10 protein-coding genes are annotated in these 11,305 nt (G+C 59.9%); 8 read left to right on the forward strand and 2 right to left on the reverse strand.

Features of this window, described 5'->3' with window-relative positions; genetic code table 11:
• Nucleotides 1-14 precede the first annotated feature (14 nt).
• Together HMPREF2857_RS08940 and HMPREF2857_RS08945 are read left to right on the forward strand one after the other, a co-directional pair.
• On the forward strand, nucleotides 15-1,427 hold the full coding sequence (locus HMPREF2857_RS08940; RefSeq protein WP_048732929.1) for a M20 metallopeptidase family protein: 1,413 nt from the start codon (nucleotides 15-17) through the stop codon (nucleotides 1,425-1,427).
• Between the two features lie 4 nt (nucleotides 1,428-1,431).
• On the forward strand, nucleotides 1,432-2,772 hold the full coding sequence (locus HMPREF2857_RS08945) for an alpha-amylase family protein (RefSeq protein ID WP_070643791.1): 1,341 nt from the start codon (nucleotides 1,432-1,434) through the stop codon (nucleotides 2,770-2,772).
• 154 nt (nucleotides 2,773-2,926) lie between these two features.
• On the opposite strand, the gene HMPREF2857_RS08950 is transcribed toward HMPREF2857_RS08945, so the two are convergent.
• Together HMPREF2857_RS08950 and HMPREF2857_RS08955 are read right to left on the reverse strand one after the other, a co-directional pair.
• Nucleotides 2,927-3,124, reverse strand: coding sequence for a hypothetical protein (locus HMPREF2857_RS08950; protein WP_048732925.1), 198 nt, complete (start codon nucleotides 3,122-3,124; stop codon nucleotides 2,927-2,929).
• An 89-nt stretch (nucleotides 3,125-3,213) separates the two neighbouring features.
• Nucleotides 3,214-5,265: a DUF2339 domain-containing protein gene (locus HMPREF2857_RS08955; protein WP_070643794.1), complete on the reverse strand. Its 2,052-nt coding sequence runs from the start codon at nucleotides 5,263-5,265 to the stop codon at nucleotides 3,214-3,216.
• A 157-nt stretch (nucleotides 5,266-5,422) separates the two neighbouring features.
• Between HMPREF2857_RS08955 and HMPREF2857_RS08960 the strand changes: the two genes are divergently transcribed.
• The 6 genes from HMPREF2857_RS08960 to HMPREF2857_RS08985 all read left to right on the forward strand — a co-directional run bounded on the left by HMPREF2857_RS08960 (nucleotide 5,423) and on the right by HMPREF2857_RS08985 (nucleotide 11,143).
• On the forward strand, nucleotides 5,423-6,031 hold the full coding sequence (locus HMPREF2857_RS08960; RefSeq protein WP_049193647.1) for an ECF transporter S component: 609 nt from the start codon (nucleotides 5,423-5,425) through the stop codon (nucleotides 6,029-6,031).
• A gap of 8 nt (nucleotides 6,032-6,039) precedes the next feature.
• Nucleotides 6,040-7,656 (forward strand): ABC transporter ATP-binding protein, encoded by a 1,617-nt coding sequence (locus HMPREF2857_RS08965; protein WP_070643796.1) that lies wholly within the window; start codon nucleotides 6,040-6,042, stop codon nucleotides 7,654-7,656.
• A 44-nt stretch (nucleotides 7,657-7,700) separates the two neighbouring features.
• Nucleotides 7,701-8,471 carry an energy-coupling factor transporter transmembrane component T family protein gene (locus tag HMPREF2857_RS08970; RefSeq protein WP_070549499.1) on the forward strand — a complete coding sequence of 257 codons (771 nt, stop codon included), beginning with the start codon at nucleotides 7,701-7,703 and terminating at the stop codon, nucleotides 8,469-8,471.
• Between the two features lie 19 nt (nucleotides 8,472-8,490).
• Nucleotides 8,491-9,006 (forward strand): nucleoside/nucleotide kinase family protein, encoded by a 516-nt coding sequence (locus HMPREF2857_RS08975; RefSeq protein WP_016422381.1) that lies wholly within the window; start codon nucleotides 8,491-8,493, stop codon nucleotides 9,004-9,006.
• Nucleotides 9,006-9,851 carry a YdcF family protein gene (locus HMPREF2857_RS08980; RefSeq protein WP_070643799.1) on the forward strand — a complete coding sequence of 282 codons (846 nt, stop codon included), beginning with the start codon at nucleotides 9,006-9,008 and terminating at the stop codon, nucleotides 9,849-9,851. The genes HMPREF2857_RS08975 and HMPREF2857_RS08980 overlap by 1 nt, the downstream gene beginning before the upstream one ends.
• A 107-nt stretch (nucleotides 9,852-9,958) precedes the next feature.
• The gene (locus HMPREF2857_RS08985; protein WP_016422383.1) at nucleotides 9,959-11,143 is read left to right on the forward strand and encodes an acyl-CoA dehydrogenase family protein; all 1,185 of its coding nucleotides are present in this window, start codon (nucleotides 9,959-9,961) and stop codon (nucleotides 11,141-11,143) included.
• Nucleotides 11,144-11,305: the final 162 nt, after the last annotated feature.

Genomic DNA, 11,305 nt, shown 5'->3' on the forward strand with positions numbered 1-11,305 from the left:
TCATGCTATGAACCATGACTGATGCTAACGACACCCTGCCGTCGCACCGCCTTGAAGTACCTATCGAAGAGGCGGTGGCATGGCGTCGCCAACTGCACCAGAATCCGGAGTTGAGCTTCCGGGAGTACAGGACCTCGGACATGATTGAGGATCTGCTCAATCAATGGGACATCCCGACGTACCGGTTGACTCCGACGTCCGTAATTGGTGTCATCGAGGGCACAGCGGGCGACCCCAGCACTGGTCGTGTGATCGGCTACCGCGCGGATATTGACGCCCTGCCGATTCAGGAGGAAACGGGACTGCCGTACGCCTCGCGCACGCCGGGTGTGATGCACGCCTGTGGTCATGATGTGCACACGGCGATGCTGCTGGGCACGGCGAAGGTGCTCTCTGGAATGCGCGATCAGCTGCACGGCAAGGTGCTGTGCATCTTCCAGCACGCCGAAGAAATGCTGCCGGGCGGTGCTCGTGAGCTGGTCGACAAGGGTGCCGCCGATGACTTGGATGAGGTCTACGCCTTCCACGTCGCGCCGCATCCGGTGGGGCATGTGGGGATCTGCGCTGGGCGAGTGACAACCATGTCGGGCATCGTCTCCATCGCAATTCGTGGCCGTGGCGGACACTCCTCGAACCCGCAGCTGTCGATTGACCCGGTGCTCATCGCCAGCGAGGTGACTCTCATGCTGAACACGATTGTCTCCCGCGATGTGGATCCGAAGCACATGAATATCGTCAACGTCGGCTCACTGCATTCAGGTGAGGCCGGCAATGTGATCCCGGATACGGCCAACCTGGAAGTGTCCATCCGCTCGGTGGATGAGGCCGACTGGGAGATTGTCTGCCAGCGTATCGAGGCCGTCGTCAACGGCGTCTGCCAAGCTCACGGCGCACAGGCGACTTTCGACTGGCAGATTCCGTACCCGATGGTGGTCAACGCCGACATTGCAGTCAATCGTGCCTGGCATGCGGCGACGAAGGCAGTTGGCAACTCCAAGGTGTTCGCCGCCGATCCGTGGGCTCCTTCGGATGACTTCTCCTATTTTTCTCGTGAAGCGCCGGGCTGTTACATGTTCCTCGGCACCGGTGGCCCGGAAGCGGGTAATCCCTTCTTTCTCCACAATTCCAAGTTTAAAATTGTGGAGAGAGCCATGGTCAATGGCATGCGCACGGAAATCCAAATCGCGCTCGACGCACTGAACCCGTCGAAGAATCATCCGCCGGAGCGCCCTGCCACATCTCCGACCATGCCCGCAGCAGGTTCCGTGCCTCCACGGCCGCGGAAGGCAGGCCTTGGCACGCCACAGTCGCATGCGGGCCAGGCGCGGGCGTCGTCAAGCGAATCGGCGGGGGAGACCTCACCGAGTCCTGAGGCGGCGGCATCAGATAATTCCAATCAGCCTCAGGCACCTAGAGAGGATGCATAGGACAATGTCCACGACCCCCAACGCCCCTAATAAGACGCTCGCTGCCGCACCTGAGTGGTCGAAGTGGGCGATTGGATGGCACGTCTATCCACTGGGGTTTGTGGGAGCGCCCATCCGTGAGAAGGATCGAGGCGCCGCGCCGGGCAATCGAATTCGCAAACTGATTGACTGGCTTCCGTACGTCCAGGAGCTCGGGCTCAACGTCCTGCAGCTGGCTCCAGTATTCGAGTCGACTAGCCATGGCTACGATACCGAGGACTACTACCGCATTGACTCGCGCCTGGGTACCGAAGAGGACATGAAGGCTGTCATCGAAGCTGCCCATGAGCGCGGCATCAAAGTGCTTTTCGACGGCGTCTTCAACCACATCGGGTCAGAGGCGCCCGCGCTGAAGACCGCGAAGGAAAACCCTGACTCTGAAGAAGCGCAGCTCTTTGAGTTTACGCACTCAGATGGCAACATGACCGCGCCGGTGTTTGAGGGCCATGAGAGCTTGGTCGAATTCGATCACACCAGTGACGCGACTGTTGATTTTGTCGTCAACGTGATGAATTACTGGCTGGCGCGGGGGATCGATGGCTGGCGACTGGATGCGGCCTACGCAGTGGACCCACAGTTCTGGCACAAGGTTTTGCCGCGAGTGCGTGCTGAGCACCCGCACGCCTTTATCTACGGCGAGGTCATCCACGGTGACTATGCGGAGATTGTGTCGGTGTCCGGCATGGACTCGGTGACGGAGTACGAGCTGTGGAAAGCGACCTGGTCTGCGCTGAAGGAGGAAAACTTCTTCGAGCTGGACTGGACTCTGAAGCGCCATAACACCTTCGCGGAGTCTTTTGTGCCGGTGACGTTTGTGGGCAACCACGATGTTTCACGCATTGCGACGCAGGTAGGGGCCGACAAGGCCGTGCTGGCGGCGACGGTGCTGTTTACCGTGGCCGGTGTGCCGCTGGTCTACTACGGCGACGAACAGGGCTACACCGGCCTCAAAGAGGAACGCATCGGCGGTGACGACCAGATCCGTCCAGTGTTCCCGGATAGCCCGGAGGAACTCTCTACGCTTGGTGAGGACCTCTACCGCGCTTACCAGCAGCTCGTTGCGGTGCGACGCCGGTTCCCATGGTTGCACTCCGCTCGCGTGGAGACTGATGAATTGCGCAATGGTTTTCTTCGCTACCGCGTGACCGCGACCGACGCGGCGCTTGTGGACGATGCTGCCGGAGGCTCGGGTGAGGCTGGAGCTTCCGGCGAGATGCCCTCGCTCGTTGTCGAGCTGAACCTGGAAAACGGCGCAACCAGCGCGGTGATCCGTGATGGTGACCACGTGGAATTTGAGTTTTCCTAAGCTCTCTTGGCGGCTCTAGGCTGCCCTGGAGAACAAAACCGCCCGGACACAATGTCCGGGCGGTAATTCTTTCGCGCCCCATCGATGAGTGGGCACAAGGGGTAGCGGCTGCGTTTATGTTTGCTAGCTAACCCGGTTTTCGCAGATGCAGTGACTACATCTCTGCGGTCTCAACAGGAGTCATCTCGTCGGAGGATGCCGGAGTGGTGGCCTTCTGCTCGAAGGTCTCCGACGGGTTGGCCTGGTCACCGACCTTCACGTCCGAGTCAACCTGATTCGGGGGAGAGCAAGCGACCAGGGCTGCTGCGGCAATGGCGGATGCGGCGATAGCGCCGGCGATGCGGTTACGCATGGATGTGGCTCCTCTGTCGGAAAAACAATAGCTACAAGGGGCTAATAAACTTTTCTCACATTATCTTAAAGCAATATCTTAGAGGATTCTTAACGGCTTGCGGGAACCAAGGGGCCAATCGCCCCCGCGCCGATGCATAGCGTTGCCCCCGGAGTGGCCTTTTCCACATCGACATGGAGAGTATTTCCGCCACCGTTGAGGTACACATAGCGCGGCCGCAGGTCATTGTTCATCTTCACGACCGTGGAACCACCGCGGGTTTGCTCTTCGGTCTCGAAAGGATTGGGGAGTGATAGGCGCACATCCATGTCCTCGGAGGCGGTGGCCGGGAACTCAAGCACCCAGTCACCGAGCTTGATGATGTTCTCCAACTTGATGTCCTCCGACGCAGTGCCGTCCTCGCCAACTGTGATGCGATGGCCGCACTGCTCGACAGGGCCATCAGTGACACGGGTGACCTCGGAGACCTTGGCGTCGATAAGCGAACCGTCTGTATTGAACATGCGCGGGTGACCGGTGACGCGCTCAAACGGCGGGCGATCGGAGACCGCATCAAACACCCGCGAGTACATGTTCATCGGAGCGGCGACGGGCACGAGAACTTCGAAGGGGACGGGCTGGTCGATGAGATTGTAGTCGATCGCCTTGTCGGGGCCAGCGGCATCGGCTTCCTCGCGCAGCGCAGACAGCGACGCCTTGGTGTTGCCGATCCACTCCATTGCGATGTCATCAGACCAGGCATTGCGGTAAGTGACCACGGAAATCGTGGAGGTGACAGCCAGCGCGATGCCCAGCGACCAAATCAGAATGTGCGTACGAGCCGGTAGCAGCGCTGGCGCCTCGTCCTTCGGTGGGAGTCCAGCCAGGGAGATCGCGACGCAGATTACGATCACGAGCGCGACATCAGAGTAGTAGTGCAAAGTGTGCGCCAGCACGCCAGAGGTGTTCTCTCCCGAGCGGAACAGGGTGATGGCGAACAAGGTGGTGAACATGTACGCCACCGATAGCGTCCACGGAGCCCAGCCACGGTAATCGCGGCCGATGAGGGTGGCAGACAGAATCAACAGGATAATGCCGCCGAGAGTAATCAGCTGAGACGAAGCGGAGGCAAACGGCTGTCCCGGAGCCCAGCGTTCCCAGCTTGTTGGTCCGCCGATGATGCCGGCAAAAATCTGGCCGAGGCCGTTGAAGAACAGTTCGGGCTGCAGCTTGTCGGAAATGAAGCCAGTGGTTTCGGCGGGGCCGAAGTAGTACCACAGTGCCCAGGCGCCGGTCAGCAGCATCGATGGGATCCAGATGACGAGGCCACGGCGGAGAACCTGCAGGATATTTCTGCGCTCCATGTAAGCCAAAGTGACGACAACCAGCATGGAAATCGGCGCGATAGCCAGGGACTTCTCAAAGAACCCGAGCGCCACTGCCAGCAGCACGAACAGGCCTACGGCCTCCCACGGGCGAGGGCCGAAGGAACGACGCATAGTGGTGCGAATAGCGACAATCATGAAGATCACGAATGCCAGGTGGAACGGCTGGGAATTGGCCGCGGCCGACCACCAGGTGTCTCCCGGAAGCATCAGCGGAGTCCAGGCGACGACCGTGATGAGGAAGAGAGACACCAGCGTGCGGCCGGTGAGAAGCTCAAAGAGTTTAGCTGTGGCGTATGTCAGCACTACCGACATCACGGCCATGGTGATAGCCGGTAGCCACCAGTTCCACGGCGCGATGAGGTGATAGAGGCCTTGCACCAAGAAGGCCAGTGGTGCAAGGTGCCCGTCGTGATCCTGAAGCAGGTAGTCTTTGCTCAGCAGCGGGGTGTCGTAAAGGTGGCCAACAATGATGAAGTCATCCCAGTAAAAACCATGGCTAGTCAGTACCAGAATGCGAGCGACAAGCTGTATCGCAATAACAACTCCGATGAGGGGCCACCATTGCTTCGCAGACAGGTCAAGTCTCTCGCCCCACGTCAATGTGGGCATGTAGTATGGGCGAGAACTTTCCTGCTCAGCGGTGTTGTCAGCACCAGGGTCCTCGGCAGTTTTCACTGCGGAATCCGCGGCTGTCCCCTCATCGCCGACTGTCGGCGTATGAGGGGTTCGGGCAGTTGGGGTATCTCCTGTAGATGACCGCTCGGCTTTAGTCATGGTTCCTTATGTTATCTAGGCCATCTGCTGGGCGCGGTAGGGTAGGCAAAAGTTAGTGCTTAGGGCGTGTCGACACAGGCTTCATACGCCGCTAATGAATACATCAATAATGTTTGAGCAATACCGCTCGAGTTAAAGAAAAATAGGAGCAAGTGGGATGACGCAATCGGCGAGTGCAGCGCGCACTAACTTCTCGTGGCGAAATATTGACATCATCATTGCAGCTGTTATCGGCGTGGCCGTTGGCCTGATTTTTGTTATCTGGAACATCATCGGCGGTGCGGGCTATGAAGCAGTCAACGCGCTTACTCCTGGTCTTGGCGGTTTGGTCGCTGGTATGTGGTTCCTCGGCGGTCCGCTCGGCGCGTACATCATTCGCAAGCCGGGTGCCGCTATCTTCGTCGAGGTAATCGCAGCGACGGTTTCAGCACTGATCGGTAACCAGTGGGGTATCTCCACCCTGTACTCAGGTTTGGCGCAGGGGCTCGGCGCGGAGCTGGTGTTCCTCATTTTGGCGTATAAGAGCTACAACCTGGTCACCGTGGTTATCTCGGGTCTCATGGCAGGTGTCGGCGCGTGGACTTTTGAGCTTTTCACCGGCAACCTGGCCAAGACTTTCGAATTCAACGTCATCTACCTGATCTCCACGGCGCTGTCGGGTGCCGTCCTCGCCGGTCTGCTGGCTTACTTCCTGGCTAAGGCACTGGCGGCAACTGGAGCGCTGGATCGTTTTGCCATCGGGCGAGAGCGGCACGACGACGTCTAGGAAAATCGATGACAGATGAGGCGTTGACGCGGGGGTCGTCGTCAAGCGGAAATGTCCCTGCGGTGAGCGCGCGGGGGTTCGGATATCGGCACGCGGGGCGCAAAGCTGCGGTACTGAACGACATCACGCTGGACATCGAGCGCGGTGAAAAGGTGCTGTTGCTCGGCGCGTCGGGGATGGGGAAGTCGACGCTGCTCGCCGCTATTGCTGGCGTGCTTGGCGACGACTCCGATGGCGAAGCCACCGGAAAGCTCCTGATTGAAGGTCGTACTCCTGCTTCCGCACGGGGCGCGGTGGGCTTGGTGCTGCAAGACCCTGACTCGCAGACGATTAGTGCTCGCGTTGGCGACGATGTTGCCTTTGGTGCGGAAAACCTGGGCGTTGCCCCAGCTGAGATTGGCAACCGAGTGCGCGCCAGCCTGGATTTGGTGGGGCTGGATTTGCCGCTGGATCATCCCACGCACAGACTTTCGGGTGGGCAGAAGCAGCGCCTCGCATTGGCAGGTGTGCTGGCAATGGGCGCACGGGTCATTTGTTTGGACGAGCCGACGGCCAACATCGACCCGGCCGGTGTGCCGGTACTACGCGATGCTGCGATTACCGCGGCGGAGAGGACCGGTGCGGCACTGATTGTGGTCGAGCATCGAGTGGATGCGTGGGTCGATGTGGTCGACCGCATCATCGTGCTGGGCCGCGGAGGTGTGATTGCCGATGGTGCACCGCATCGGGTCTTGGAAGACTACGGGCAGGCTCTGACGGATGCTGGGGTGTGGATTCCGGGTGCTCCGCCCGCGCTGCCGGACGCGCGTTCAGTTGCCTGCGACCAGGACGGGCACCCTAGCGGTGACATCGCGATCGAAACCCGCGAGCTGGACATCGGCTATGGCGCGAAGAAGTCGTGGTTCAGGGGTGGCGAAGCTGTTGAGCCGATTGCTCGCGATGTGTCAGTTTCTATTCCATCTGAAGCTTCCACCTGCATCGTTGGTCGCAATGGCAGCGGGAAGTCCACGTTAGCGCTGACGCTCGGCGGCCTGCTTGAGCCGATGGCGGGCACGGTCCAAGTGGCAGGCAGCGGTAGTGCGCCGTGGAAATGGCCGTCGAAGAAGTTGGCTACTCGGATTGGCACGGTCTTCCAAGACCCCGAGCACCAATTCGTCACCGGCACAGTGCTGGAAGAGTTGCAGCTTGGCCCGAAGCTTGTCGGTGTCAACGCTGATAAGCGCATCGAGGAATTACTTGAGCGGCTGCGGCTAACGGCCCTGACCAAGGCGAATCCGTTCTCACTCTCGGGCGGTGAGAAGCGACGTCTGTCGGTGGCGACCATGCTGGCGACAGCACCGGATATTGTGCTTCTCGACGAACCGACGTTCGGCCAAGACCGCCGGACATTCACCGAGCTGCTCACTTTGCTTCGCCAGCTTGCTGACGACGGCCGAACTGTTATCTCGATTACCCACGATCCATTGGTGGTACAAGCGATGGGGGACTACGTCGTCGACATGGATATGTTTCATCCGAAGCGGTTAGGCCGTGCGGCGCTGGGACAGCCTGGTTCGGGGGAGCAGGCCGGTCCGAGCAGCAATAGCGGTCCGCGCGGCCAGGGCGAAGCAGGAGGGAAAACGTGACTGAAGTCGGTTCCGCCGGTACGGCTGAAGGTACGCAGAGCGCCATTTCGAGTAAGCAGCCTTTCCTCGCGACGGTCAACCCGGTGGCGAGAGTACTGGGCCTATTCTTGCTCACCACACCGCTGCTGATTTCCATCGACTGGGTCTCCGCAGTGGTCGCGCTTGTCTGCACGCTTTTCTTGGTGCCGCTGTCGGGTTTGGGTTTTCGTCGTTTTCTAGGACGCAGCCTGCCACTCCTTATCGCCGCGCCCATCTCAGGCATCTCGATGGCGCTCTACGGCAACCCGGAGGGCAAAGAGTATTTCTCCTTTCTGCTTGCGCATGTGACGGATAATTCCATTTCCCTGGCCATCGCGATCATGTTGCGTGTGCTGGCTATCGGTACTCCAGTTATCGTGCTGACAGCCAATATCGACCCCACCGATCTGGGCAATGGGCTGGCGCAGATTCTCAAGCTGCCCAGCCGGTTTGTGCTGGCAACGGTGGCGAGTCTGCGACTCGTCGGCCTATTCATCAGCGATTGGCAGGCGCTGACCCGAGCCCGTCGCGCACGCGGTTTGGGTGACCACGGCGCAATCCGCCGCACTATTTCTCAGGTGTTCGCTCTGCTGGTGTTTGCGCTGCGCCGCGGCACCAAACTGGCTACGGCCATGGAAGCCCGCGGCTTTGGCACACCGATTAAGCGTACGTGGTGGCACACCTCGACATTGGCCACGCGTGACTATGCCACCATGGCCGCCTGCCTTGCCATCGCCGTCGCAGCAATCAGTATTTCCGTGTGGGCCGGGGAGTTCCGCTTCCTGGGCGTAGCGTAGCAAAGGCGTTTCAATCACGATGATTCTGCTTATCGACGGCCGTTCCGGCAGTGGCAAAACCACCTTTTCGGCAAAGTTGCACAGTATCCTCGGTTGGCCAGTTATCCACTTGGAGGATGTCTATCCGGGCTGGTCCGGCCTGCAGAAAGCATCGGCCGAAGTCGCGGAGACCATTTTGAACCCCGCTCTACCGGCCGACAAGCGCGGGTATCGCCGTTGGGACTGGTACGCGAGTGAATTCGCCGAGTGGGTCCCCACGCCACCGGACTCCTCGCTCATCGTTGAAGGCTGTGGCGCTGTCACTGAAGCTAACCTTGCCGCTGCCCGCGCCATCGGCGACGGCAACGCCTGGGGAGTCTGGGTAGAGCTGGACACGCAGACTCGATTTGCCCGTGCCATGGCTCGCGACGACCACTTCGAGGAACACTGGGACATGTGGGCCGAGCAGGAATCCCAGCATATGGCGAAGCACAATCCGCAACAGCTCGTCGACTGGACCATCAACGTCCCAGAACAGTTAACGTGGAAGCTCTGATGAGAAAAACACTCGCGTGCCTCGGTGCAGGCTTCGGTTCCATGCTCCTCGTCGGCGGACTAGGCGTCGCCGCTAATTCGGAGCTACGCCCACCACGCCTGCCCAATCGCAGACCTCCGCGGTGGGTTCTTCCCACAGTAGGTGCCGCGTGGACACTGGCCAGCTGCCGCGCCTACTACGCTCGCGCATCGCATCGCTTGACGACGCCCCTGCTCGCCGGCCTCGCAGTACCAGGAGCCGCAGCGATCGTTTTCGAGGCCGTTCGCCTTCGATGTGCAGCCCAAAAACCAACTGTGCCGCCACACACCGTGGTTGTGCTGGGATGCGGATTGAAGAACAATCGGCCCTCGGCCCTGCTGGCCAGAAGATTACAGCGAGCAGTCTCAGCGTGTGATGAGCGTACCGAGCGAATCATCTGCTCCGGTGGGGTCGGCAGTGAAGCGGTGACAGATGCCACCTGCTCCGAAGCGGATGCCATGGTGGAGTGGTTGGAGGCGAACGCTGGGGACGTCGTAAAGCGTGGCGACATCGAGTTGATTCCCGAGGACCAATCGACGAATACGTCGGAAAACATTGACTATGCGTGCGAGTTGATGCGCGGCATGGACAGTGCGTTGAGTGCTGGAACGGTTGTTGTGACCAGTGATTTCCATGCGCCACGGGTAGCGAAGCTCATGCGCGAACGGGGGCTGGAATCCTGGTGTGTCGTCGGGGCCTATACGCCGTTGAGGTACTGGGCGACATCGCTGCTGCGGGAATTCCTCGCGCAGTTTATTCTGTGGGCGCCGAGCTGCAATGCGAGAATTTTACGAATTTCGCGGGTAGAGCGAAGCGTTAGCCACTAGTATCGAACGAAGATAAATACGTCGTGCGGTGATAGTGCTGCGTAGAAATGCGTAGAGCGCGATATCGAACACGACATCGGAATCATTAAATCGGGAGGAACACCCACATGGCTTTGACCCCAGGATTCGACCTGTTCCAGCTGCCAGAGGAGCACCAGGAGCTCCGCGCCGTTATCCGTGATCTGGCGGAGAAGCAGATTGCTCCGTACGCAGCGGACGTCGATGAGAACGAGCGTTTCCCGGAGGAGGCCCTGAAGGCTCTCAACGAGGCTGGATTCAACGCCGTCCACGTGCCGGAGCAGTTCGGTGGTCAGGGTGCGGACTCGGTTGCGGCCTGCATTGTCATTGAGGAAGTTGCTCGTGTCTGTGGCTCGGCTTCTCTTATCCCGGCTGTGAACAAGCTGGGCACCATGGGCTTGATCCTCAAGGGCTCCGACGAGCTGAAGAGCAAGGTCCTGCCGGACATCGCCAACGGTGAAATGGCTTCCTACGCACTGACTGAGCGTGAGGCCGGTTCGGATGCCGGTTCCATGAAGACCCGCGCGGTCCGTGAGGGCGATGAGTGGGTCCTCAACGGCTCCAAGTGCTTCATCACTAACGGTGGCCGCTCCACTTGGTACACCGTCATGGCTGTCACCGACCCGGAGAAGGGTGCCAACGGCATCTCTGCATTCATGGTCCACAAGGACGACGAGGGGTTCCGCGTCGGTGGCCTGGAGCACAAGCTGGGCATCAAGGGTTCCCCGACCGCGGAGCTGTACTTCGAAAACTGCCGCATCCCGGCTGACCGCATCATCGGCGAAGAGGGCACCGGTTTCAAGACTGCCCTGGAGACCCTGGACCACACCCGCCCGACTATTGGTGCACAGGCACTGGGCATCGCGCAGGGTGCTTACGACTACGCCGTTGGTTACGTGCAGGAGCGTCAGCAGTTCGGCAAGCCGATCGCTGCTTTCCAGAACACCCAGTTCATGCTGGCTGACATGCGTATGAAGATCGACGCTGCTCGTCTCATGGTCTACACCGCAGCCGCTAACGCTGAGCGCGGCACTGCTGAGGGCGGCGCTCGCCTGGGTCTGATGGCCGCAAACGCCAAGACCTTCGCCTCTGACGTTGCTATGCAGGTCACCACTGATGCCGTGCAGCTGCTCGGTGGTTACGGCTTCACCCGTGACTTCCCGGTTGAGCGCATGATGCGTGACGCCAAGATCACCCAGATCTACGAGGGCACCAACCAGATTTGCCGCATGGTCGCAGGTCGCCAGATTCTCGCAGACGCACAGAAGCGCTAATCACCAGTGTAAACGCTAAGCCCTCGCTACCAAGGCGGGGGCTTTTTCATGCCACCGCATCACCCAGGATTTGTCGCTTAACCCCAATGCGAGTTACTGACTGCGTTTATGGCCAGCGGCGGTGGGGCGATGCGAGTTACTGACTGCGTTTATGTCAAAAAT

The sequence above is a fragment of the Corynebacterium sp. HMSC076C10 genome, from assembly GCF_001812455.1.
Lineage (GTDB): Bacteria > Actinomycetota > Actinomycetes > Mycobacteriales > Mycobacteriaceae > Corynebacterium > Corynebacterium jeikeium_D.